Consider the following 26,433-nt stretch of genomic DNA (forward strand, 5'->3'; position numbering starts at 1 on the left):
TGACACGAATAAAAACTATACTTGTTGATGACGAAATCCTAAATCTAAAAAATTTAGAAATTATCTTGATTGAAAATTTCCCAGAAATACAAATTCTAGGATTATTTCAAACTGCTGAGGATGCAAAATTATTTTTAGACAACAATCCTATTCAATTACTATTTTTAGACATATCAATGCCGATAGAGAATGGATTCGATTTGTTAGCTCATTTTCCTGTGAGAAACTTTCAGGTAATATTTGTCACCGCACACGAAGACTTTGCGATAAATGCCATTCGTGTTGGAGCCTTAGATTATATTTTGAAACCCATACTTATTTCGGAATTAAGGATTGCTATTGCTAAAGTATCTGAAATATATAAACCTGACATCGCGAATAAACTAACACTAACTTACGAAGGCGGAAAATCTATTTTAGATTTTGACGAAATCTTATATCTAAAAGGTTTCGATAACATCACGACTATATATCTAACAAAAAAAAGAAAACTAACAGTTGCTAAAACCCTAAAGCATTTTGAAAGCATTTTGAAAAATGACTTTTTTAGAATTCACAAGTCATTTATTGTGAATCTAAAATTTGTATCTAAAACAGTATCAAAAGAAGCTTATTTTCTGGAATTAAATGAAGGAACACAATTACCTGTTTCGAGAAGAAATTACAAAACACTAAATGATTTTTTAAAAAAATAATTAATGAAAAGTGTATTTTTAATAATATTTGCAACCATTTTTTCATCATTTTCCTATGCTCAAATTCAATATAAATTCAACCATTTCACTACTGATGATGGTTTGCCAACCAATTCTATTTATTGTATCACCGAAAATAAAAAAGGAGAGATTATTTTAGGAACGGACAATGGTTTGACTTTCTTTAACGGAAATAATTTCAAAACTTTGAACGTCAAAGACGGGTTAATAAACCCTTATATTGTTTGGGTTTCAGTTGACCAAAAAGGAGTTGTTTGGCTTATTAATTATGGCGCAAAACTTCAAAAATATGAGAATAAAAAGATTCAAAACACAAGTGTATTTTCAGAATACTTTACCCAAATTATAGAGACAGAGGACAAATTTTTTCTTTACACTTTACAAAATAGATATACTAATAAATGTTACGCGTACAGCGAAGTAAGCAAAAGTGACTGGAGGATTTCAAGAGCTAAAAATTCTAAAATTTCAAAAAAAATAGCGCCTCCCATCTTAGTTCAGAACAAGAAAGAAATTCAAGTTTTAGATAATCATTTGATTTACAAAAAATACAAAGTACCAATACCTAATGAAGTTAAATTTATACATAAAGTAGTTTTTACAAAAAGCGATGTATGGGTTCTGGATGAAAATTTTCTTTTTTTGATAGATTTTAAGGGTGTACTAGTAAAAAAGATAAAACTGCCACAATCTCTTTCTGTAAACCCAATTTACAAAAATGACTTTATTGTAGATCCTCAAAACAATTGCTGGTTAAGCATTCAGAGTAAAGGACTTTTCATTTTAAATAACAACAACTGGAACTCCATTAGTGAGAATTTAGGGCTTAACACAACTGAAAATATTAATTTTTTGTATTGCGACAGAAAAGGAAAAATATGGATTGCGACCAATGAAAATGGGCTTTTTTGCATTCCAAATACTTTAATAAAAACTTTTCGATTTAAAAACAAAGAAAATTATTTTAACGGATTTGCCCATTCAAGAGATAAAAAATCATTGTTTGTTTCTTCAAAATTTAGATTGTATTCCTATAAAAATGAAACATTAAATCTGTTAGAAAACTCATCCTTAGAAATTAAAATTGGCAACTATAATAATGTCCCCATTTTATACCTACCCCTAAAAGAGCCCATACATTGGGATAAAAAATTACAGTTATTAAAAGTTACTGGTAAACTACTTTTAAAAAATGAACAAGATAAGCATTATGTTTTTGCAGGAAATTCATCCATAAACATTTCACTAAAAGGGAAATTTGATTACAAATCCATCAGTTCAAAAATTCAAAAAAAAGAGAAAATAAAACAAATTATTTTGTACCAAGATGAGTACTATTTTAACAATTCCGAAAAAATAAATATAAGAACTTTTGATGACAATTTTATTTCTGTAAAACGGAATTTAAAATTTAAAATCAAAGGATACATCGAAGATTTTATTTTTATCAAAGACACCATGTGGATTGCTGCAAACAATAGTATTTACAAGGTTTACAATGAAAAAATTGTAGATAGGATTACCCAAATCAATAATATGAATATCGATGTAATTCATAAAATAAAACCTATTGGTGAGGATGTTTATTTATGTGCTAATAATGGCTTGTTTAAAATAAGTGCAAATGGAAATCAGGTTTTAAATAAATACAATTTTTTGCCCAACAACGATGTATACAATGTAGCCCTTTTCAAGAATGAATTATTAGTTGCCACAAAAGACGGGTTAGGAAAAATAAACAACGTGTTACTTCAAAAAAAATCAGACAAACCAATATTTGATGTGTTTTATTATGAATCAAAAGTTAAGAAATTAGAAATACCTACTGATGAAAACTTAGTCAAGATAAAACTGGTAATTCAAAATTATAATTCGCCTAAAAATCAAATAATTCAATATAAAATAAACACCACGGCATGGGCAAATTCACAAAGTACGACCGTTGATTTTCAATCGCTTTCGTATGGGCAAAACACTCTGATTTTTCGGGTAAAGGACGTCAATTCAGATTGGGCTACCACTAAAATTCAAATCTATAGAGCTTTTCCTTTCTATCTGAAATGGTGGTTTATTCTTGTAGCAAATGTGCTCGTTTTGGGGCTCATGTATTTTATTTATCGCTATCAAATTGCAAAGATCAAGCGCAATAAACAGCAAGAAATTAGCACTAATAATAAAGTCGCAGAATTGCGTCAAAGTGCTCTTTCGGCAATGATGAATCCACATTTTGTATTTAACTCCCTTAATGCAATACAATATTTTGTAAATAGTAATCAAAAAGAAAAAAGTAGTGAGTATTTAGGAAAACTGGCGCGACTAGTTCGGTTGTTTTTATCTCACGCATCAGAACCTTTTATTAGTTTAGAGGACGAAATCACACGATTAAAAATTTATTTAGAACTAGAAAAAGTACGTTTCAATAATTTTGATTTTGATTTCAATATTGACCAGCAAATTGATACATATCAAACTAAAATACCAAATATGATTGTGCAACCTTTTATAGAGAATGCCATTCTTCACGGTATCTCTCATTTAAAGGAAAATGACGGAAAGATCGATATAAATTTTTACTTAAAAAAAGGTGTGTTAACCATCGAAGTTATTGATAACGGTTTTGGGATGATCCACACCAAGCCAAATAATGTAAGCCATGTTTCAAAAGGGATATTAATTATTATGGAAAGAATGGAGATTTTACAAAGGTCCTACCCCGAAAAAACATTCTCAATTATACAACAAGATGCCTTTCCTAATGGCATTCGTAAAGGTCACAAAGTGATACTTATAGTAACAATTCTATAATAGAAATACTTTTTTTTACCGTTGCCTAAATGAAACCTACCGTTGCCTAAATGGTTTTGGTTTGTTTATCCTATTTACCATAGTTTTATTTCATATAAAAAACCATAAAACTATGAAAACAAGCTTCAAACTGCTATTTGTAATGACACTACTCATACAAACAATACAAGCACAAGAAACAGCTAAGGGCATTAAAGATCAAGGGGTTAAATCGCACACACATCAACATGGCTGTTGTCAATACAAAGTAATTTATCTTGGTGGAGGTTTTAGTAATACTAATACAAACAGCAACCAACGACTTTATGGGAAAACAACAGGAATAACATTAAATTATTCTCAAACGATCCTCCGCAAACCAGGATTTTCGATTGGGTTTAATATAGGCGGTCAATATTTTAATGGAAATACTAATCCATTTGAAAGTTCTTTGCCGCAACCTTATTTAATTAGTAATCAAATTTCGAGTACGGTCACATCCTCTGGCGACAGCAAAAATTCAGGCTATTTTATTGGAGTTGGACCACAATTTAATATTCATTTTGCTAATCATTTTGTATTTAGTCCTATTTTTCAACTTGGTTTTTTGGGTACAAAACAAATCGAAACCAAAGCGACACAAACCACCCTGATTAGCGGAGGTGCAGTGGCTGATTATAACAAGAGTTATGTTTTAGTTTCGCAAAACGAAAGTAAAATTTCTGGAGTTGGTTTTATACCGAGAGCTAGACTTACTTACATGATTAGTAACACCGTTGGAGTTTGGACCGAAGTAAATTATTTAATGGGACAGACTGCGAAAAAAAACACTAATACCTTTGAGCCTAAAAGGGATTCAGATACTCAAACCGTTTTCAGCGTTCCACAAATGGACGCAGGCACATACACTACCACTTCAAGTGATGCAAAATACAGTGCTTTAGGACTTAATTTTGGAGTAATGTTTGGTTTTGGTGGCAAGTAATAATGATGTATAATATCAAGAATATAATTTAACAACTCTATCTATCAAAAGAGGAATTATAAAAAAATATCGACTCTATTTTAATTGTCATGCATTTGTTGTTTCCAAGAATATAAAATAATAGCTACGAACAGCGGAAAGAAAGTGTGCGGTTAGTCTAAAAAAATGTATTTCACAACAAATTTATAATTCATGCCAGAATCAATACCAAAAATTATTTCACTGTCAACTAAACAACACTCAAATCATTATGAGAAACATTACAGAAAAATTAAAAATAATTATAATTATTCTTTTTTTAGGGCAAAGTTTGCAAGCGCAAACATGTATTGACCATGAAGGAAATTACAATTTTAACAATTGGATACCATTTTACTCAACCGTTACAAAAGGAGCTGACTTACAACATAAAAATTACTTAAAACTTCAAGACGGAAGCGGTCCATCTTTCGTAATAAATTATATTGATTTTTCAGGAAACTGGATAACTAAAGGTTTTGGACAATGCCTAAGTTATAACTATATGGCTCAATATAATGTATCTGCTGGTATGCCTACAGCAAGAGCACCAATTGGATTTTTATATCAAGGTTCACCAATTGTTAGTACAGGTTCTGGGGTATCTTTTGGAACTCATTATTTAAGAGCTTGGCTGATTCCCAATCCTTCATTTCCTGTAATTGGAAATGGTACATGGAAGACATGGTCATTACCAATAGGCCTTTCCTCAGGAGGTCAACTACCATCCAACTCTTTCGGACAATGGGAAATTGTTAATGAAACCGGAAAGCTTACCGGGGCTGCTGCTTGTACTGCTTGGGACAATCTCATACAGAATGTAACCGGTTTTGCCTTGGGAACAGACTACAATGGTGATCCATCCGAAATAATAAATTTTGATAATTTTTGTTGACAATGCAAAACTGCTGACGGTCAAATTGTAGATAATGGAAACCCAAAAGACGAAGAAGGAACATGGGATAGCAATACTCCTAAAGATTGTTTCTGTTGTGACAAAGCCTATAATTTGCCAACAAAACCTCAAATAGCAGGTTTAGAAAAAGTAGAATGTGGTACATCAGCACAATATTCTACTTCAAATTGTCCTGGAGCCACCACAACATGGGCAGTTTCGCCTTCCTTACCATTTAGTGGTCAAGGCACAACTAACATTACTTTCAATTCAATACCTGCAGGATCATACACATTGAGTCTAACTATTAGTTGCGGGAAAAAACGATATACAAGCACCAAAATAATTACGGCACTTGCTCCACAGAATTGTTCTCCATCATTTTTAACATCAATAGTACAAATGCCTAATGGACTATTTAATATTAGTGCAGTGCCAACTACTACTACAGGTACCGAGCATTACTGGAGTATTGATTACAATGGTTCTTATCCAAATTGTATTATTCCTGCTGCTCCAATTTTATTAAATAACATTGTTAATGGTTCTGTTCTGGCAGGAACACATGTTACAAGTGCTGGTGCCTTATCACTAATTGGTACAGGAGCAACTGCTGGTACTACACCACCTTACAGCTTTTTTATGGAGGGATTCCAAATAATAGCTGTTTTAAAATTACCCATTATGTAAAATGTTGTGGTGTATGGTTAAGACAAACTCAATCATTTCCTTTAGGAACAAGTAATGCTCGAATGGTAAATGGTGCAATACCAAAACCAGATATAACTATTGGAGCTATTGAGATTGTAAAATAGTAGCAAATAATTTATTAATTCTAAAACGGGTTCATTTAGCGAATCCGTTTTACTAATTTACAAGAAACCATGAAAAAAACTCTCGTTCTATTCCTTTTGTTATTTGGAGTAACCCAAATTCAGGCACAGAAGAAAAAGACTAAAACAGTCAAAAAAGCAATTATTTCAAAAGTAATAATTGCACCTCAAATAAGTCCTTTTGCAACGCTTTCTACCAATAATGCTTTCACCATTAATACCGTTTGTGTGAGCCCTGATGGAAAACAAATACTTTCGTCTGGCGATGACGGGACCATCCGCTTTTGGGATATTGCAACAAGGAAAGAAATTAATAATTTTCCTGCAGAAAAAGTAAGTTCAGGTGTGGTTTATCCAGTAACTGGAGTTGCTTACAGTCCAGATGGGAAAACGTTTATCTCTGGTCAAAAAAGTTCATTACCAAAACTTTGGGATATTGCTCTAGGGAAAGTAATGAAAAGAGTAAGTCAAAAAACTGCAGGTATTTATTCTCTTGCATTTAGTCCCAATGGAAATTTAATAGCATTGGGCACTTATGGATCAATATCAATCTGTGATACAAATTCAAGCAAGGAAATTTTAATACCAATATCCAGAACAAGCCCTATAATTTCTCTTGAATTTAGTCCTGATAATCAATCTCTTATTACGGTTGCTGACAATCAAGAAATTTCACTTTGGGATACAAACAGCGGAACTAAAATACGCAATTTTGACATTCATAATTATCAAAAAGACGTAGAATATGCTACAGATGCTTCGTTCACCTCTGATGGCAAGACAATAATTACTGGTGGATTTAACAAAGAGCCCTATCAAGGAATTATTAAAATGTGGAACGCTAACGATGGCACACTTATTCATACTATTATAGATGGTCAAAGTATAGATTGTTTAGCCATAAGCCACGACGGGCTAAAATTAGTCACAGGAAATTTTGATCATTCGGTGAAAATATGGGAAATCTCTACAGGTAAACTTTTAAAAATACTAGTTGGCCATAAAAACTATGTAAAATCAGTTTGCTTTAGTCCTGATGACCAAACCGTTGTAGCTAGTAGTACTTATGGCGCTATAAATCTGTGGAAAACGAACTAGAGAAACAAGGCTAAACATTAAATTTTGATTTAATTTAAAAGTGACAATTTATTTGTCACTTTTTTTGTTTCTAAAATTTTCTTCAAGCATAAAAGTATTACCAAATCAAATACTTAATTCAACCTTTTTGATTCCAATTTCCAAAAACTAAATTGGTGAAAATTGATGTCAGACCTTTAATAAAATTTATTCATAAATTTGTCCTTAAGAAAAAGATCCTTACAATTCCTTCAACAACTCCATGTATCTTTGTAAAACAGAAAAAATGACTGAAATAAATTTAGCCTAGATGAAGAATCTCCACAATACTCTTAAAAAAGAAAAATACAAAAAAATAAAATTTAAGATTACAAAAACGCAACACCTTTTGATCAAAGCAAAAATCAATGGGGTTAAGGGAAACTTTATCCTAGACACTGGCGCATCAAACAGCTGCATTGGTTTTGAAAGTGTATCAACATTTCAATTACAACCTAAGAGTTCAGAAACCAAGGCCTCTGGTGCCGGTGCCACAGGCATGGAAACCCAACTGGCTTTGAAAAACAAACTCCAATTAGGTACATGGAAAGACAACCATTTCAACCTCGTAATTTTTGATTTATCACACGTAAATACGGCTTTATTGGCCCACAAAGCCAAACCCGTTCACGGAATAATAGGTGCTGATATCTTGATGAAAGGAAAAGGAATCATTGACTACTTTAACAATTGCTTATATTTGTTAAAATAATGTGTTTAAAAAATTGGATAACTACTTTTTTATAATACTTCTAATACCTACTCAATTATGAAGAAAATTTTACTTTCCTTTTTTTTATTCACGTCGTTGAGTTTTTACGCTCAAGTTGCTAATTTGACTAATTGTGCAGGCACTAAAATTTTTAATTTAACACAAAACTACTCTTTACTGATTGGGAATTTAAACCCTACTCAAACTACGGTAACGTATCATCTTGCAGCCGCAGATGCATTAAGTGGCACCAATACAATCTCTAACCCTACCAGTTTTACCATTACAGCTGCTCCAGTTAACGGCGTGACTTCTCAAACTATTTATGCAAGAATTAATAACCTTGGCAACATTACCACAAATTATTTTAATTTGATAGTAAACACCGCTCTTATTCCTACTGCGATCATTAAACAAATAGATTGCATAAACAATGGCTCTGTGACCGTTAGTGCGACAGGAGGCACGCCTCCATACACGTATTCTAAAAATGGAAGTGTATTTACACCAAATAATGTTTTTAATAACTTAATTCCAGGCAGCTACTCTTTCGACGTAAAAGATGCCATTGGTTGCTTAAATATAGTTAATACTGTAGTAACAATTGCTCAACCAACTCCTATTGTAATTACTGCTACTAGTACATCCGTAAATTGTAGCGGTAATGCGGATGGCTCTATTACCGTCATTACAGCCGGAGGTACTATACCTTACAAGTATTCATTAAATAACGGACCTAGCCAGGCCAGTACTGTATTTACAGGCTTATCAGCTGGAACACACGTTATCACCGTAACAGATTCTAGTAATTGCATGGCTACTGCAACAGCAACCATAACCGAACCTCTTGCTTTAACAGCCACAACTGTGAGCAGCAATCAATCTGTAACAGTAACTGCATCAGGCGGGGTACCTCCTTATTCATATTCATTAGATAATGGACAGGTTTTCCAAGTTAATAATACCTTTAATAATCTAGTTCCAGGAAATTACGTAGTTACTATAAGAGATAATAATGGATGTATAACCCAAAATCCAATTGTTGTAAATACGCCATCTCCACTGATAAATGGACAACCCAAATTGACCATAGAATTCAAGGCCGGTCAAACATTGGCAGATCTTGTCGTTGAAGGTCAAAATATTAAATGGTATTTGAATCAGAATCCATTGGCTGGAAAAACAAATAAAACAAGCCAAGTTCCTTTGCCATTAACCACTGTTATTGTGGATGGAACCACTTATTATGCATCACAAACGATAAACGGAATTGAAAGCGTGCAAAGACTAGCGGTAACTGTAAAATCTAGCACGTTGGGTATAGATGAATTGGCATTCAAAAACTTTTCTTTTTATCCAAATCCCGTGAAAAACGTTATTTCAATTTCAAATGATGCTGTTATTGATGAAGTAACATTTATTTCTATCAAAGGAGAAACAATTTTAACCCAGAAACCTAATAGTCTGAGTGCTGAAATTGATTTATCTAATTTCTCTGCAGGTATTTATTTTTTAAAAGTAACATCAGATGGAGTTAAAAAAACAGTAAAAATTATAAAAACTAAGTAAATATACACCATCAAAAAACCCGACTTGAGTACAAGTCGGGTTTTTCTTTTATTTCGAAAAATTGTATTCTTTGTAATTACAATTCCAATGCTTTTTTAGGATTGTTATCCATCAATAATTCCATTGGGTTTTCTAAAGCTTCTTTTACTGCTACTAAGAAACCAACAGACTCACGACCATCAATAATTCTGTGGTCATAAGAAAGTGCCACATACATCATTGGGTGAATTTCAACTTTACCATTTACAGCAATTGGACGCTCAATAATGTTGTGCATTCCTAGAATCCCTGATTGTGGTGGGTTGATAATTGGAGTTGACAACATAGAACCAAATACACCACCATTAGTGATTGTAAATGTTCCACCAGTCATATCATCTACTGTAATTTGACCATCACGCGCTTTGATTGCTAATCTTTTAATATCAGCTTCAACTCCACGGAAAGTCAAGTTCTCTGCATTACGAACCACAGGAACCATTAATCCTTTTGGTCCTGAAACTGCAATTGAAATATCGCAAAAATCGAAAGCTATTTTATGATCGCCATCCATCATAGAGTTAACGTCTGGATATAATTGTAATGCTCTTGTTACTGCTTTTGTAAAAAATGACATGTAACCTAATCCTACCCCACCATGTTTAGCTTTGAAAGCGTCTTTATATTCATTACGAATCAAGTTGATCGGTGTCATGTTTACTTCATTAAAAGTAGTCAACATGGCTGTTTCGTTTTTAGCAGCAACTAATCTTTCAGCCACTTTACGACGCAACATTGATAACTTTGTACGCTCTGTACCTCTAGATCCTCCAGTAGGAGTTCCCATTGATGGCACTGCATTTACAGCATCTTCTTTTGTAATTCTTCCGCCTTTACCTGTACCAGAGACAGTAGTTGGCGCTATATTTTTTTCGTCTAATATTTTTCTTGCTGCTGGAGATGCATGTCCTTCAGCTGCTGATGGTGGTGTTTGTGCCACTGGTGCCGCTTTTGGAGCTACAGTTTCTACAACTGCTTTTGGTCCCGAAGTCTCGGGATCAACTGCTGCAGCTGGTGCATCGCCTGATGGTTTTGCAGCACTTGTATCAATCAAACAAACTACTGCTCCTACTGCTACAGCATCACCTTCTTCTGCTTTTAATGTAATGATTCCGCTAGCTTCAGCTGGCAATTCAAGTGTTGCTTTGTCTGAATCAACTTCAGCAATTGCTTGATCTTTTTCTACATAATCTCCATCTTTTACTAACCAAGTTGCAATTTCAACTTCTTTTATAGATTCCCCTGGCGAAGGGACTTTCATTTCTAAAATCATCTTTGTTATTGTTTAAGGTGTGAATTGTTTAAAGTTCAAAGTCACCCAAAAGTAGCTTTAAACCTTAAACTTTAAACTATTTTTTATCTAAATAAATTTTTGTCAAATACCATTCTAATTGCATCAGCGTGACGTCTTTTTGCTCTAGTGTAACTTCCTGCTGCTGGTGCTGCATAGGCTTTTAGAGATGCTAATCTCCATTTTACCAAATCAAAGTTCATTAGCATATAACTATAAGCTCCCATGTTTTTTGGCTCTTCTTGCGCCCAAACATAATCATCTGCATTTGGATACTGTGCAATGATTGCTTTCAATTGTTCAACTGGCAGTGGAAACAATTGCTCCACACGAACTACTGCAACGTCATTACGACCGTTGTTGGTTCTTTCGGCTACAATATCATAGTAAAATTTACCTGTACAGAATACTAGGGTTTTTACCTCAGCTTTGTTTACTGTAGCGTCATCTATAGTTTCTTGAAATTCTCCATTGGCTAACTCTTCAACTGTAGAAACACATCTTGGATCACGCAATAAACTTTTTGGTGAAAACACAACTAGCGGCTTACGGAAATTGGTTTTCATTTGTCTTCTCAACAAGTGAAAAAAGTTGGCTGGCGTAGTACAATCGGCAACGTACATGTTGTGACGTGCGCAAAGTTGTAAATAACGTTCCATTCTTGCCGATGAGTGCTCTGCTCCTTGCCCTTCATAACCATGAGGCAACAATAAAACAATACCGTTCTGGTTGTTCCATTTGTCTTCGCCACATGAAATGTATTGGTCAATCATGATTTGAGCTCCATTGGAGAAATCCCCAAATTGTGCTTCCCAAATGGTAAGTGCATTTGGATTTGCTAGTGCATACCCATAATCAAAACCAAGTACACCGTACTCTGAAAGTAATGAATTGAAAATACGAAATTTTCCTTTTTTGTTTTGGATGTGATCCAATAAAACTACTTCTTCCTCTGAGTCCTCAACTTTTACTACTGCGTGACGGTGTGAAAAAGTACCACGCTCAACATCTTGTCCTGAAATTCGAACATCATAACCTTCTGTTAATAATGATCCATAAGCAAGAGTTTCTGCAGTTCCCCAGTCAATAGTATTGTTATCATAGACAGTTTTTCTATCGGTAACAATTTTTGTAATTTTATTAAGGAATTTTTTGTCTGTTGGTAAACTTGATACGGTTGAAATAATAGAGTCTAAAGTTGCTTTATCAACCTTGGTATCTACTTTTTGAAGCATCACATCATTTGACACCTGCTTGAATCCATCCCATTCGTTTTGCATGAACGGAGTGATGATTGTTAAATCTTTTTTACGGGAAGCCTCTAAGTTTTGATCCAGATCGTCTTTGTATTCTTTCTCTAAAGTTTTAACTAAATCAGCGTTTATAACACCTTCAGAAAGTAACTTTTCAGTATACAAATCTCTTGGATTCTTGTGCTTGGCAATAATTTTATATAAAACGGGTTGTGTAAAACGAGGTTCGTCACCTTCATTATGACCGTATTTTCTATATCCTAATAAATCAATAAATACATCACACCCAAATTGCATACGGAAATCTAATGCAAACTGCATAGCGTGTACTACAGACTCAGCATCATCGGCATTTACATGCAATACTGGTGAGAGTGTAACCTTTGCAACATCGGTACAATATGTAGAAGAACGGGCATCAAGATAGTTTGTAGTAAAACCTACTTGGTTGTTGATCACAATGTGAATGGTTCCGCCTGTTTTATACCCATCAAGTTGCGCCATTTGAACAATTTCATACAAAATTCCTTGACCTGCAATGGCAGCATCACCATGAACTGCAATAGGCAAAACTTTAGAGAAATCGTCTGGGAAATATTTATCTTGTTTGGCACGCGTAATACCTTCAATAACTGCTCCTACGGTCTCAAGGTGTGAAGGATTTGGCGCCAAATTAATGTTTATTTTTTTGCCAGTACTTGTTACTTTATCAGCCGTTAAACCTAAATGGTATTTTACATCTCCATCAAAATACTCCTGATCATAATCTTTACCATCAAATTCACCAAAAATATCTTGGGTTGATTTACCAAAAATATTAGCCAAAACATTAAGACGACCACGGTGGGCCATCCCCATTACAAATTGCTCTACACCTTTCTCTGCTGCTTTCTCAATAAGCGCATCAAGTGCTGGTATGATTGACTCACCACCTTCTAATGAAAAACGTTTTTGTCCCACATATTTGGTATGCAAAAAGTTTTCAAAAGACACTGCTTGATTCAGTTTATTTAAAATTGCTTTTTTCTCATCGTTAGAAAACTTAGGTTGATTATCATTTACCCCAAGTTTTTTCTGGATCCACTCTACCACTTCAGGTTTACGAATATACATATACTCAATACCGATGTGCTGACAATATATTGTATCTAAATGTGTAATAATTTCTTGAAGTGTACACGGTTGGATATTTATCGCTTTTGCAGCATCAAAAACAGTATTCAAATCTGATGATGACAAACCAAAATTAACAATATCAAGTGTAGGAGATACGGTACGTCTTGCTCTAACAGGATTTGTTTTTGTAAACAAATGTCCTCGTGTACGATACCCATCGATTAGCTTAAGAACATTAAATTCTTTTTGGAGTTTATCAGAAACCAGACTTACATCAGTATTGGTCGAGGCAAAATTTGCCAATTGTGCTACTGGATTTTCCTCATTGTAAGTCGTCATCCCAAAGTCAAAACCTTGAAAAAAACTTCTCCAACTTGGCTCAACGCTATCTGGATTCTCTAAATATTGATCGTATAACTGTGCAAAAAATTCGGTGTGTGCTGCGTTTAAAAATGAAAACCTATCCATAATATGTAGTGAATATACTTTTTTGTTAAAATAGTTTGGCAAAAGTACGATAATACAATAAATTTATAATTTATTTTAAGATACTTTTACGTTGAATATTGTTAAAAAACTAAAAACTTATAGCTATGAAATGTTTTTTCAATCGTTTTAGAAACCTTTTTGTATTATTTGCCTTGTTTTTTTTAAATGAAGTTAAGGCACAGCAAGACAATACATCTACTCCAAAAGAGCCACAATTTTGGGATAAAGTACAATTTGGCGGCGGAATAGGTCTTGGCTTCGGATCGGGATTTACAGATATTTCTTTGGCACCCAGCGCCATTTATAATGTAAATGAATATGGTTCTATAGGACTTGGCTTGCAGTATAAATACTTAAAACAACAAAATAGCTTTGCCTCACACTTGTATGGCGGGAGTGTTATTGGGCTTTTAAATCCTTTACCGGAAATTCAATTATCGGCAGAATTAGAACAACTCAGAGTAAACGTTAATTTAGACGGATCTAACAGTAATTCTCAAAGTTTCTGGAACACGGGTCTATTCTTGGGAGCGGGTTATCGCTCTGGATTTGCAACTATTGGAGTTCGGTATAATGTGCTAGGTGATGAAAACAATATTTACGGAAACCGTTTTATGCCTTTTGTAAGGTTGTATTTTTAGTTTTCTTAAACAGTTGCTGTGAGGGCTTTACTTGTATTTGTTTTTAAACCATACTTTTTGCCATTCTCTTTTTAGAATTAAGAAAGCAACTTGTTCAGCTAGAATTACCAAATCAGATCCATCTAGTTTTTTGATTTCATCTTCTGATACATCAATTATATAAAGTAAATTGAGGTATTCAGCAAATTTGTATTGAATGAGTCTGTAGATTTTTTCATGCAATTCCAGCTTTAATTCATTAGGAGAAATACTCAAAGGAAAATCAACCGCTTCATTTGCTAAATTGAAATCCTTATTCATTTGTTCAATTAACTTTAAATACAAGTTATCTCCTTCTGCTTCAGAAAGTAGTAAATCGGTGTTTTTAGGCGCTACAAACATATATTTAAAAATTTCAATGTCAATTTTAAAATCAGTATTAATCCTAGACAACCAAACTTAAAGTCAATTTTTCAAAAGTATTTTTAAATTTTGATTCGCTATTGCCGTTGGTTTTTTAAACCTTTCTACCCATCAGGTTTTCACCAAAAGCTCTCAGCATTTCCTTTTTCTCGATACTGATATTCATTTTGTCCAGCGTTTGGAATGCCTTAAACGTAAATTCTTGAATAGCATCCTGAGTAGCTTTGGACGCACCAGAACTATTAAAAAGGGCTTTAACTCGTTCAATTTTATCGGTATTATCTTCAGGCTGAATCGAAAATAAACTTTTCAATTCCTGCGCTTCTTTTTCATTTGAAAATGCAACTGCTTTAAGATATAAATAGGTTTTTTTGTTTTCAATGATATCTCCGCCAACTTGTTTTCCAAAGGTTTCTGGGTTTCCAAAAGCGTCTAAAAAGTCATCTTGCAATTGGAAAGCCAATCCTAAATTAAGACCAAAATCATAAATTAAATTTGCATTTTCAGCTGAAGTTTCGGCAATAATTGCTCCCATTTTCATGGCTGCTGCCACTAAAACAGCTGTTTTATACTGAATCATTTTTAAATATTCAGGAATGGTAACATCTGTACGATCTTCAAAATCAACATCCCATTGTTGCCCTTCGCAAACTTCAAGAGCTGTTTTGCTAAATAACTTGGCTAAATCTCTAAAAATCAACGGCTCGTATTGCTCAAAATACTGATAGGCAAGAATTAACATTGCATCACCAGACAAGATACCAGTATTGATATTCCATTTTTCATGCACCGTTTCATGACCTCTACGCAAAGGAGCATCATCCATAATATCATCATGCACCAGAGAGAAATTATGAAAAACCTCCACTGCTAAAGCTGCTGGAAGTGCTTTTTTATAATCGGCATCAAAAATCTCAGCACTCATCAAAGTAAGCACCGGACGCATTCTTTTACCACCTAAATCTAAAATATAATGAATAGGCTCATATAAATTCCTTGGTTCTTTGGTTTCATATTGAGATTGCAAATAAGCAGAAAGGAACTCTTGATATTGAACGATATTGTGCATTGTTGTTTTGTTTAGCGTTTAAAATTAAAAAAGGAATACAAAATATCCCAACTTTTGAACTTTATATCCGCAAAGAAACTCAAAAAACTTCAAACTAGCTAAAATGTTAAAGTTACTCAAACGTTAAATAAATCTAAATACTCAGGAAACTTATTTGGTATTTAAAGTTTCCGTCTTACATTTGCACTCGAAATTGACTGCTTCAGTTATCTACTTTCCCAATTGAAAACATTGTTGCTTTCTTTTCTAATTTAACATATTCAAATCCTTATGAAAACCACTTGGACCATTGACTCGAATCAATCTGATGTTCTTATTAAAATGAGACACTCTATCATTGCGTATTTAGCGGGCAGCATCAATGAATTTGACGGTCATATTGACATAGATAATAATGAAATAGCCGATGCATCAATCGCTTTTTCACTAGATGTAAATAGCAGAGACGCTACATTAGAACAAATAGACAATCACTTAAAGATGAATGATTTCTTTAATGTAAAGGAATATCCATTGATTAGCTTTAAATCTACTTCATTTGAAAAAGTTACTCCTAATATCAATTTCTTAAAAGGAAATCTAACCATTAAAAATATCACCAAATCAGTAGAACTTGACGCAGAATTTATTGGAATTAACGCTTACAATGGCAACAAAAAAGCTGCTTTTGAAATCACAGCAAATATCAATCGCAAAGATTTTGGCTTGACGCAAAATTCATTTCAACAAGCAAGCGGACTTGCTCTAGGTCAGGATATTAAGTTAATTGCCAATCTAGAATTTACAGTATAGCCAATTATGAAAAGCTAACGTTAAATAATTACTAATAAAACGGAAACTTATTTAGTTTCTAAAGTTTCCGCTGTATCTTTGCATAGAATTTAAACAGACGTTGAGCGTCTATTAGCTCCAAAAAACCAACTATAATTGCACAATTAAAATGAAAGAGAAAATCATATCTAAAGCTAAGGAAATGTTTTTGAAACTGGGTTTCAAGAGTATCACTATGGATGATATTGCAGGCGAAATGTGTATTTCAAAAAAAACAATTTACAAGTATTTTGCTAATAAAGAGTTACTCATAGAAGAAAGTGTTCAAGTAATTCATACTGAAGTAAACACGATCATAAACACGATAACCTCTCAAGATTTTAATGCCATTGAAGAGAATTTTGAAATCAGACGGATGTTTGAAAACATGTTTAAGTCTACTGATACTTCACCAGTTTACCAATTAAAAAAGCACTACCCTGAGGTGTACCAAAAAGTGTTATCCGACCAAGTAGAAATGTGCGAGTCCTGTTTTAGGAAAAATATTGAAAAAGGAATAGCCCAAGGTTTATACCGCAAAGACCTAAATGTAGATGCATATGTCAAGTTTTATTACATGTTAATTTTTTCGATTAACGAAAATATTAGGTCAGAACGAGAAGCCTTTGCGCTTGAAATGGAAGCACTACAATACCATACTAGAGCAATGGCAACAGAAAAGGGCATACTAGAATTAGAAAAAAATTTAATCAAATCAAGCTTATAAAATGAGAAAAACAATTATACTAATGACCGTGCTGCTTTCTTTAAGCATCAATGCACAAGAAATAAAAAGCCTTACATTACAAGACGCAATCGTATACGCATTGGAGAATAAAGCCGATGCAAAAAAGGCAAGATTACAAGTAGAAAAAGGAGAATACGAAATTCAAGAAGTTCGTTCAAGGGCTTTGCCTCAAATTGCAGCAAATGGTAGCTTAAATTACAACCCAATTTTACAAACTACCGTAATTGACGGAGCTGGATTCGGTCAACCTGGAACTACAATTCAAGCTGCTTTTGGTCAAAAATGGAGCTCAACTGCAGGAGTTTCCCTTAATCAAGCCTTATACGACCAAGCTGTATTTGTAGGTTTGAAGGCGGCAAAATCAACTCGTGAGTTTTACCAAATAAACGCACAATTAACCGAAGAGCAAGTTATAGAGCGTGTAGCCAATGCGTACTACCAAGTTTACGTAACACGCCAAAACTTAACGGTACTAGACAACAACCTTAAAAACACCACAAAAGTTAAGGACATCATAAAAGGACAATACGATAACGGATTGGCTAAAAAAATTGACTTAGACAGAACTTTAGTTCGTATATCTAACATCAATACGCTACGTCAGCAAACCATAAATGCCGTTACACTGCAAGAAAATGCACTGAAATTTTTTATGGGTTTACCAATGGATACTCGCATTTCTATTCCAGAAACGGAATTCGAAATTACTCCAAATGCTCTTTCACTGACTCCAGATACAACAACAAGAACCGAATATTTATTGCTTAAAAAGAACGAACAATTATTGGAGTACCAAAAAAAATCTATAGAGGCTGCCTATTACCCAAGTTTATCACTTACTGGAGGATATAACTTCATTGGTCAAGGTCCAGAGATGCCTTGGTTCAAGAAACCATCAGATGGAGTGTACTGGTCTGATTTTGCTTCGGTAGGCTTAAATTTACGCATCCCAATCTTTTCAGGATTTGGAACAAAATCAAGAGTAAGCCAAGCTGATAACAAACTTGCTTCTATAAAAGTAGATTTGGAAGAAACGAAACTGGCATTGGATTTACAATATACCAACGCTAGAACACAAATCGAGAATAGCATTGTGTCCATCAACAATCAAAAAGAAAACGCGAAACTAGCGCAAGAAGTCTTGACCAATACTAACAACAACTATACTCAAGGCCTAGCATCATTAACGGATCTACTTGAAGCAGAAAGTGAACTTGTTGTTGCCCAAAACAATTACACTACAGCGCTATTAGAATATAAATTAGCCGAAATACAATTAATTAAAGCAAAAGGAGAACTAAAAACATTAACCAATAAATAATCAAAATGAAAAAAATTATCATAACCGTAGTTGTAATTGCTGCCTCTCTAGGAATTATTGCTTACGTACTTACCAATAACAAAAAAGAGAACGAAGCTAAAACTGCGATTGTAGCTGAGAAAAATGCAACGATATCCGTGAGAACTGATGTGGTTAAAACAGAAGAAGTTTCTCTTGACTTTGTTTCTAACGGAAATTTTGAACCAGTTCAAGAATTAAAATTTTCAGCAGAAAAGTCAGGTAAAATAACCAAAATATTGGCCAAAGAAGGTGACTACGTAAGCGTAGGACAAACTCTTGCTATTGTGCGTAGTGATGTGGTGAATGTAAATGCTCAAAACGCAAATGCCATTTATCAAAACGCTGTTGCTGATTACAACCGATTTGAAAATGCATTTAAAACCGGTGGTGTAACCAAGCAACAACTAGACCAAGCCAAATTACAAATGGTAAATGCTAAGTCACAATTGACTCAAGCTAACATTAACGTAGGGGATACTAGAATCAAGGCACCAATAAGTGGGTTTATCAATAAAAAACACATTGAAGTAGGTTCTATCATTACTGGAATGCCTGCAACACAATTATTTGATATTGTAAACGTATCGAAGTTAAAATTGAAAGTTAACGTAAACGAAAGTCAAGTAGCTGGATTAAGAGTAGGAACTGCTACTACTGTAGTTGCCAGTGTATATCCAGACAAAACTTTTTCAGGAAAAATAACTTTCATTGCTGCAAAAGCGGATGAAACTTTAAACTTCCCTGTTGAAATAGAAATTACAAACAACGCTAACAAAGACCTAAAAGCAGGAATGTACGGTACCGCTGCTTTTGCATCAAACCAACAAAAACAAGCTTTGAAAATTGTTCCAAGAAATGCTTTTGTAGGTAGTGTGAGTAGTAACCAAATATTTGTAATTGAAAATGGAACTGCCAAGTTAAAAAAAGTAACTGCTGGTAGAATTCTAGGCGATAAAGTAGAGATCTTAAACGGCCTTGAAGATGGTGAGCAAGTAATTGTAACCGGACAAATCAATTTGCAAGACGGAAGCAAAGTGGAGGTTATTAAATAAGTCTTAAAGTCGAAAGTCTTAAAGCCATAAAGAAAAAAAACGTATGAAATTAGCAGAAATATCCATAAAACGTCCGTCGTTAGTCATTGTATTATTTACGATTCTAACATTAGGAGGACTGTTCAGTTACAGCCAATTAGGCTATGAGTTGATCCCGAAATTTGAAACCAACGTGATTTCGATTGCAACGGTTTATCCCGGAGCATCACCTAGTGAGGTCGAAAATACCGTTACCAAGAAAATTGAAGACGCAATTTCATCTCTGGAAAACATCAAAAAAATTGATTCTAAGTCTTTTGAAAGTTTATCTTCGGTTTCGATAACATTAACATCTAATGCTGATGTAAATATTTCTATGAATGATGCGCAGCGTAAAATAAATGCCATCATCAATGACTTACCAGATGATGCGCAAGCGCCTTCATTAAACAAGTTTTCGTTGAGCGATTTACCAATTATGACCATTGGTGCCAACGGAAAAATGGACGAAGTTGCTTTTTACGACTTAATAGACAAGAAACTTGCACCGGTACTTTCTCGTGTGCCAGGAGTAGCTCAAGTAAATATTACCGGTGGACAAGAAAGAGAAATTCAAGTAAACCTTGATGCCGTAAAAATGCAAGCCTACGGACTCTCAATTCCTCAGGTGCAACAAAATATTTTATCTTCTAACTTAGATTTCCCTACAGGAAATATTCAAACTAGAGAACAAAAAATATTAATTCGTTTAGCTGGAAAATATAAAAATGTAGAAGAATTAAGAAACTTAATTGTTTCCTCACGAGGCGGAATCCAAGTTCGTTTAGGCGATATTGCTGATGTCCAAGATACCCAAAAAATTACAGAGAAAGTAGCTCGTGTGAATCAGAAAAGTGCGATTATTTTACAAATCATCAAACAATCTGATGCCAATGCGGTTGCGGTTAGTGAAGAGTTGGTAAAAACAATTGCGAAACTGGAAGGCGAATATAAAGCTGCCGATTTAAAACTAGAAATTGCCAAAGACAGTACAATTTTTACCCTTGAAGCTGCTGATGCCGTTGTGCACGATTTGCTTATTGCCGTTCTTTTAGTGGCTTTTGTAATGCTGTTTTTCTTGCACAGTATTCGAAACTCCTTGATTGTAATGGTATCTATTCCTGCTTCGTTAATTGCCACTTTTATTGGGATTTACTTAATGGGTTACACCTTGAACTTAATGAGTTTGTTAGGATTGTCTCTCGTTGTAGGTATTCTTGTGGATGACGCCATTGTGGTTTTAGAGAATATTTACAGGCACATGGAAATGGGCAAAAACAAAGTTCGAGCTGCTTATGATGGTACAGCCGAAATTGGTGGAACTGTAGTATCGATTACACTTGTAATTGTGGTTGTATTTTTACCAATTGCATTGAGTTCTGGTCTGGTTTCTAATATTATTACGCAATTTTGTGTCACGGTAATTATATCCACTTTGTTGTCATTAGTTGCTTCGTTTACTATTATTCCTTGGTTATCATCTAGATACGGAAAATTAGAACATATTACAGGTAAAAACCTTTTTGGACGAATCATTCTTGGTTTTGAAAGTTACTTAACCCGTTTCATCAACTGGATCTCAGGATTACTGACATGGTCTTTGGATCATTATAAAACAACACTTGCCATTGTTTTAGTTTTATTCTTCAGCTCAATTGCATTGGTACCAGCAGGATTTATTGGTGGTGAATTCTTTGCAGCATCTGATAGTGGTGAGTTTTTAGTTCAAATCGAAATGCCAAAAGATGCCTCGCTAGAACAAACCAACTTTATGACACAAAAAGCAGAAGCCTTTTTAGATAAAGAAGATTTTGTCCACAGTCAATTTACTATTGTGGGTCAAACTAGTGGTGGTATGGGGGCTTCACAATCAACTGCTTATAAAGCAGAAATTAACGTGAAAATGGTTGAATTAGACCAACGTGATGAACCTGCAAATGTTTACGCTGCAAAAACCAAACGTAAATTAGAAAAATTACTAGTGGGTGCCAAAGTAAAAACGGTTCCCGTAGGTATTTTAGGAACAGCTGAAGATGCTACTTTAGGACTTATTGTAACAGGTCCAGATGTAGAAAGTGCTATGAAATTTGCTATTGCTGCCGAAAAAGAATTGCGTTCTATTCCAGGTGCAACAGAAATTGAATTATCAGTAGAGGACGGAAATCCTGAAGTAAGCGTAAAAGTAGACAGAGATAAAATGGCCGCACTTGGTTTGAGTTTACAAACCGTAGGTATGACTATGCAAACTGCTTTTAGTGGAAACACAGACGGACGTTTTAGAGCTGGAGAATACGAATACGACATCAATATTAAGTATAATGCTTTCGATAGAAAAAGTATTGCCGATGTAAGCAACTTGATATTCATCAATGATATGGGTCAACAAATCAAGTTAAATCAATTTGCAACGGTAACTGAAGGTTCTGGTCCAAGCCAATTGGAGCGTAGAGACAAAACAGCGTCTGTAACTGTTAAAGGTCAAAATGTTGGTATCTCTTCTGGAACGATTGTATCACAATGGGAAGAGAAAATTGACAAGTTGGAGAAACCAGTTGGTGTAGACTATATTTGGGGGGGACAAAAAGAGAATGAAACAGAAGGTTTTGGAACCTTAGGAATTGCTTTATTGGCTGCAATTATCTTGGTTTACCTTGTAATGGTTTCGTTATACGATAGTTTTGTACACCCATTTGTGGTATTGTTTGCTATTCCGCTTTCGTTTATTGGAGCATTATTAGCCTTGGCTTTGACCAATAATACGTTGAATATTTTTACTATTCTTGGGGTGATTATGTTAATTGGTCTGGTTTGTAAAAATGCGATTATGCTTGTGGATTATACCAATCAGCGAAGAGCTGCGGGTGAGAGCATAAGAACCGCATTAATTCAAGCGAATCACGCACGTCTTCGTCCAATTTTGATGACAACCATTGCGATGGTATTTGGTATGTTCCCAATTGCATTAGCATCTGGCGCTGGTGCCGAATGGAAAAATGGATTGGCATGGGTAATTATTGGTGGATTAATAAGTTCATTATTCCTAACCTTGATTATTGTTCCTGTAATTTATGAAATCATGGAGAAATTAATTGCTAAATTCTCTAAAGGTCAAAAAGTAAATTATGAAGCTGAAATGATTGCTGATTACGAACACAGAGAATTAAATGAGGACGGAGTTACTCCAAAACACTAACACCTTCTCACATCATAACAAACGACCTGCTCTTAATAGATGCAGGTCGTTTTTTTTAAAATTAAGTTTAAATTAAATGACTTACAGCTTTTTAATCACGTAGGTTACAATCCCCCAAATGATGAGTTCGTTTTCCTCAGTGACTTTTATGGGTGGATAATCTGGATTTTCTGGCATGAGATACAAACAATCTTTTTCTACCTTCATTCGCTTTACGGTAAACTCTCCATCAATGAAACAAATAGCTATTTTATTGTTTTGTGGTTCTAGACTTCTATCCACTACAAGAACATCCTTGTCATCAATACCTGCATCAATCATAGAGTTTCCTTTGACCTTAATATAAAAAGTAGCCAGCGGGTTTTCACTCAATTGCTTATTCAAATCGATACTCATTTCCATAAAATCAGCAGCTGGCGATGGAAATCCTGCTGAAACCCCTTCGTTTATAAAAGGAATGCGCAATTCACTTTCAAAATCAGGAAAGTAAAAAGTAAGTTTGGATGTTTTATTTACTGGCATTTTATTTCAAGTATATCTTTAAAACTGGTGGTGTATCTAGGTGACAAATGGTTTTGTTTCATATTCCAGGTCAAACTTAAATTCTGCGATGCTAGTTTTATTTTCTTGTCCCCTATTTTAGCATTCAACCCATCAATTACTTTCATTAGTTGCAAGTGTTTGGGGTTTTCTTCCTCAAAAAGATCAAACTGTTTTTTATTTTCATCAATAAGTTCAGTAACAATTACACCTGCTTTTTTAAATTTTAAGTGCTCATTACCTGCATGAAGTTTTTTAAGTAAGGCTATCGCAGCATTAGCAATGGTCAATGTAGAATTAGACCCATAAGGCAATGTTACAGCGCAATTAAAATAATATTTAGATGTTTGTATGCTGTGTTTGTCTACAAGTAGCATGACTATTATGGTGTGACAACATGATTTTTGCTTACGTAATTTCTCGGCACATTGCGCCGCAAAAGTAGCTACACGCTCTCGTAATAAATCAAACTCCGCAATTTGTTTAGGAAAACTTCTGGTAGTAGCAATACTCTTTTTTTGGGTAGCAATAGGCTCTAGATCTAATACTGATTTACCTTCTAGTTCATACTTTAAACGCATTCCCAGTACACCCATTTCTTTCTTTATCCAAGCCTCATGTTGTGGCGCGGTAAAGTCAAGACCGGTTGCTATATTTCTAGTTTTCATTTTCTTATTCAGTCGATGTCCTATGCCCCAGACATCTTCAATCTTAGTCCATTTAAGTGCTTTAACTCGTTTTTCTTCGCTATCAATAATGTACACACCTTGCGTTCTATCTTGGAATTTCTTAGCAATCTTATTAGCTACTTTTGATAATGCTTTGGTTTCGGCAAAGCCAATGCAAACCGGAATACCAACCCATTTGTGCACTCGGTTCTTCATTTGAATTCCATACTGGTGATAGTCCTCAATTGACAATCCGTCAAAGTTTAAAAAAGCTTCATCAATACTATAAATCTCTACATTTGGTGTAAACTGCTCCAGAATCTTCATTACTCGATTGCTCAAATCACCATACAAGGCATAATTTGAAGAAAATAATTGCACATCATGCTGTTTTACAATTTCTTTTATTTGAAAAGCGGGCGCTCCCATTCCTATTCCTACCGCCTTCGCCTCATTACTACGTGAAATGACACAACCGTCATTATTAGACAAGATTGCAACAGGTTTACCGTTGAATTTCGGCTGAAAAACACGTTCGCATGAGGCATAAAAATTGTTACAATCTACTAGTGCGTACATGCTACAAAATTACTCAATATCAGTTGAAGCGTGTTCGTAACAGAAGTTAATTTTAAGCAGTGTTGATAAGTAGTTTGATTCTATTTGCTTAAAAAATTAAAAATAACCACTCTTTTGAAAATATTTTTAGTTTAATATTAATTCTATATACCATTGATATACTGTAATTTACATGATGCTAAAACTACGATAACAGCATTTAAAATACTAATTCTTGATCACAGCTACTTTTTTTTGGCACACTACTTGAATATCCCTATTCAACTAAACAGTTAAAGCGAAAGCCGAAAAGCTCAAGAGTAGGCAAAATTCAAAATAGAAGTATCATGAAAAAAATTACCCTTTTAGTTGCTAGTATCTTCGTATTTGGAGGTAGTGTTGCCAACGCAACAGAGAAAAAAGATTTCTCTGTAATTATAAAATCGTCTTCTCTTTTTGACAATGACGAACCTGTAGAATTCATAGAAAGAGGCATTGCTTTTTATATATTTCCTGATGGTCAACTGGATTTTAATACCAGACCAACAACTCGCAGTGAGATGTATTACAAAGCAAACTCAAACAGTAGAGTCAATAAAACGTATGGAACACCTAATAAAAATCGTCCTATCAATTATGGTGTGAGAATTGAACATGACAATCTAGGTCGTGTGAGACAAGTAGGTAATGTATTTATCAATTACGATGCTAATGACCGAGTGAAGCGAATAGGATCTGTTTATATGACTTACAATAGATTTGCTCTAGAGCGTGTGGGCGGATTAGAAATCATCTACAACCGTAGAGGACAAATTATAGACATGATAGGTACTGTAAAAGGAGGAAAAGCATACTACTATGGTCAAAATTCAAACTCTGTAGGCTATGGCAACAATCAAGACTCTTCTGATGAGGATTCTTATTATTACAGATCTACTAATCCAAAAAACAAAATTGAAGATCAAAAATCAAACAATGCCCCTATAATAATCAACAGAAAGAATTAAAACTGTATAAACTAAAACCATAGGAAAAATTATCCTATGGTTTTTTATAATTTTATCAAGTAACAAAAAAGGCTATCCCGTTAAGGATAGCCTTTTTTGATTTTTTGTTGTTTAGAGAAGATTTACTGCATCGATACAATAATAAACTCACTTCTTCTATTGGCTTGATGTTGTGCCTCCGTACAGTTTGATTTGTTCGTAGGTTCACATCCACAATCGTTTACAAGCTGTGATTCGCCGTATCCTTTGGCGGTTAATCTACTAGCAGCTATACCGTTTTTGATCAACCAGGCTTTCGTTGATTTAGCTCTTCTATCAGATAGCGCCTGGTTGTAAGCAACAGTTTGTCTACAATCAGTGTGTGATCTAATGTCGATAGTCATCTTTGGGTACTGTTGCATCACTGCTAATACTTTTTCTAGCTCAAATGCCGCATCCTTACGAATAAATGACTTGTCTAAATCAAAATAAAGAATTGGAATATCCAAAGTCTTAGCTAAATCTGTACCTACATTAATAGCTTTTTTTCTTGGCTCTAAGGCTAATGGGCCTTGTGTTACTCCAGATAC

Annotated in this window: 22 protein-coding genes; 15 read left to right on the forward strand and 7 right to left on the reverse strand. The window is 34.3% G+C overall.

Going from position 1 to position 26,433, the window contains the following annotated elements; translation table 11 throughout:
* From DNC80_RS11390 to DNC80_RS11425, 8 genes are all read left to right on the forward strand, one after another.
* A partial coding sequence (locus DNC80_RS11390; protein WP_182651334.1) for a LytTR family DNA-binding domain-containing protein occupies positions 1 to 695 on the forward strand: 695 nt, incomplete at its 5' end.
* Between the two features lie 3 nt (positions 696 to 698).
* Positions 699 to 3,521, forward strand: coding sequence for a histidine kinase (locus tag DNC80_RS11395; RefSeq protein WP_182651335.1), 2,823 nt, complete (start codon positions 699 to 701; stop codon positions 3,519 to 3,521).
* A 112-nt stretch (positions 3,522 to 3,633) separates the two neighbouring features.
* Positions 3,634 to 4,485: a hypothetical protein gene (locus DNC80_RS11400; RefSeq protein ID WP_220485238.1), complete on the forward strand. Its 852-nt coding sequence runs from the start codon at positions 3,634 to 3,636 to the stop codon at positions 4,483 to 4,485.
* Positions 4,486 to 4,735: 250 nt separating this feature from the next.
* A complete protein-coding gene (locus tag DNC80_RS11405; RefSeq protein WP_182651337.1) occupies positions 4,736 to 5,398 on the forward strand; it encodes a hypothetical protein in 663 nt (220 codons plus the stop codon).
* Between the two features lie 114 nt (positions 5,399 to 5,512).
* Positions 5,513 to 6,088, forward strand: a complete 576-nt coding sequence (locus tag DNC80_RS11410) for a hypothetical protein (protein WP_182651338.1) — start codon at positions 5,513 to 5,515, stop codon at positions 6,086 to 6,088.
* Positions 6,089 to 6,282: 194 nt separating this feature from the next.
* Complete coding sequence (locus DNC80_RS11415) at positions 6,283 to 7,329, forward strand: WD40 repeat domain-containing protein (RefSeq protein WP_182651339.1); 1,047 nt, start codon at positions 6,283 to 6,285, stop codon at positions 7,327 to 7,329.
* A 289-nt stretch (positions 7,330 to 7,618) separates the two neighbouring features.
* The gene (locus DNC80_RS11420; RefSeq protein WP_182651340.1) at positions 7,619 to 8,059 is read left to right on the forward strand and encodes a retropepsin-like aspartic protease; all 441 of its coding nucleotides are present in this window, start codon (positions 7,619 to 7,621) and stop codon (positions 8,057 to 8,059) included.
* Between the two features lie 57 nt (positions 8,060 to 8,116).
* Complete coding sequence (locus tag DNC80_RS11425) at positions 8,117 to 9,628, forward strand: T9SS type A sorting domain-containing protein (protein WP_182651341.1); 1,512 nt, start codon at positions 8,117 to 8,119, stop codon at positions 9,626 to 9,628.
* Between the two features lie 76 nt (positions 9,629 to 9,704).
* On the opposite strand, the gene odhB is transcribed toward DNC80_RS11425, so the two are convergent.
* A complete protein-coding gene (odhB, locus tag DNC80_RS11430) occupies positions 9,705 to 10,940 on the reverse strand; it encodes a 2-oxoglutarate dehydrogenase complex dihydrolipoyllysine-residue succinyltransferase (protein ID WP_144891167.1) in 1,236 nt (411 codons plus the stop codon).
* Positions 10,941 to 11,023: 83 nt separating this feature from the next.
* Entirely contained in the window at positions 11,024 to 13,795 is a 2,772-nt protein-coding gene (locus DNC80_RS11435) for a 2-oxoglutarate dehydrogenase E1 component (RefSeq protein ID WP_144891165.1), read from the reverse strand.
* A gap of 125 nt (positions 13,796 to 13,920) precedes the next feature.
* On the opposite strand from DNC80_RS11435, the gene DNC80_RS11440 reads away from it, so the two are divergent.
* On the forward strand, positions 13,921 to 14,457 hold the full coding sequence (locus DNC80_RS11440) for a hypothetical protein (protein WP_182651342.1): 537 nt from the start codon (positions 13,921 to 13,923) through the stop codon (positions 14,455 to 14,457).
* Between the two features lie 27 nt (positions 14,458 to 14,484).
* Here DNC80_RS11440 and DNC80_RS11445 read toward each other — a convergent pair whose 3' ends face one another.
* Both DNC80_RS11445 and DNC80_RS11450 read right to left on the reverse strand, forming a co-directional pair.
* Positions 14,485 to 14,838 (reverse strand): hypothetical protein, encoded by a 354-nt coding sequence (locus DNC80_RS11445; RefSeq protein WP_182651351.1) that lies wholly within the window; start codon positions 14,836 to 14,838, stop codon positions 14,485 to 14,487.
* Between the two features lie 115 nt (positions 14,839 to 14,953).
* A complete protein-coding gene (locus DNC80_RS11450; RefSeq protein ID WP_182651343.1) occupies positions 14,954 to 15,928 on the reverse strand; it encodes a polyprenyl synthetase family protein in 975 nt (324 codons plus the stop codon).
* Positions 15,929 to 16,198: 270 nt separating this feature from the next.
* Between DNC80_RS11450 and DNC80_RS11455 the strand changes: the two genes are divergently transcribed.
* The 5 genes from DNC80_RS11455 to DNC80_RS11475 all read left to right on the forward strand — a co-directional run bounded on the left by DNC80_RS11455 (position 16,199) and on the right by DNC80_RS11475 (position 23,091).
* On the forward strand, positions 16,199 to 16,720 hold the full coding sequence (locus DNC80_RS11455; RefSeq protein ID WP_144891157.1) for a YceI family protein: 522 nt from the start codon (positions 16,199 to 16,201) through the stop codon (positions 16,718 to 16,720).
* Positions 16,721 to 16,868: 148 nt separating this feature from the next.
* Positions 16,869 to 17,465, forward strand: a complete 597-nt coding sequence (locus tag DNC80_RS11460) for a TetR/AcrR family transcriptional regulator (RefSeq protein ID WP_182651344.1) — start codon at positions 16,869 to 16,871, stop codon at positions 17,463 to 17,465.
* Position 17,466: 1 nt separating this feature from the next.
* Positions 17,467 to 18,807 carry a TolC family protein gene (locus DNC80_RS11465; protein WP_182651345.1) on the forward strand — a complete coding sequence of 447 codons (1,341 nt, stop codon included), beginning with the start codon at positions 17,467 to 17,469 and terminating at the stop codon, positions 18,805 to 18,807.
* Positions 18,808 to 18,812: 5 nt separating this feature from the next.
* Positions 18,813 to 19,880 carry an efflux RND transporter periplasmic adaptor subunit gene (locus DNC80_RS11470; protein WP_182651346.1) on the forward strand — a complete coding sequence of 356 codons (1,068 nt, stop codon included), beginning with the start codon at positions 18,813 to 18,815 and terminating at the stop codon, positions 19,878 to 19,880.
* A gap of 43 nt (positions 19,881 to 19,923) precedes the next feature.
* The gene (locus tag DNC80_RS11475) at positions 19,924 to 23,091 is read left to right on the forward strand and encodes an efflux RND transporter permease subunit (protein WP_182651347.1); all 3,168 of its coding nucleotides are present in this window, start codon (positions 19,924 to 19,926) and stop codon (positions 23,089 to 23,091) included.
* Between the two features lie 81 nt (positions 23,092 to 23,172).
* Here DNC80_RS11475 and DNC80_RS11480 read toward each other — a convergent pair whose 3' ends face one another.
* The gene (locus DNC80_RS11480) at positions 23,173 to 23,613 is read right to left on the reverse strand and encodes a LexA family transcriptional regulator (protein WP_144891147.1); all 441 of its coding nucleotides are present in this window, start codon (positions 23,611 to 23,613) and stop codon (positions 23,173 to 23,175) included.
* Positions 23,604 to 24,878: a Y-family DNA polymerase gene (locus tag DNC80_RS11485; RefSeq protein ID WP_182651348.1), complete on the reverse strand. Its 1,275-nt coding sequence runs from the start codon at positions 24,876 to 24,878 to the stop codon at positions 23,604 to 23,606. The genes DNC80_RS11480 and DNC80_RS11485 overlap by 10 nt, the downstream gene beginning before the upstream one ends.
* A 326-nt stretch (positions 24,879 to 25,204) precedes the next feature.
* Between DNC80_RS11485 and DNC80_RS11490 the strand changes: the two genes are divergently transcribed.
* Positions 25,205 to 25,864: a hypothetical protein gene (locus DNC80_RS11490; protein ID WP_182651349.1), complete on the forward strand. Its 660-nt coding sequence runs from the start codon at positions 25,205 to 25,207 to the stop codon at positions 25,862 to 25,864.
* Positions 25,865 to 25,986: 122 nt separating this feature from the next.
* On the opposite strand, the gene DNC80_RS11495 is transcribed toward DNC80_RS11490, so the two are convergent.
* A partial coding sequence (locus tag DNC80_RS11495) for an OmpA family protein (protein ID WP_182651350.1) occupies positions 25,987 to 26,433 on the reverse strand: 447 nt, incomplete at its 5' end.

Origin of the sequence: Flavobacterium sp. SOK18b (genome assembly GCF_014156605.1) — a bacterium.
In the GTDB taxonomy this organism is placed as follows: domain Bacteria; phylum Bacteroidota; class Bacteroidia; order Flavobacteriales; family Flavobacteriaceae; genus Flavobacterium; species Flavobacterium tiangeerense.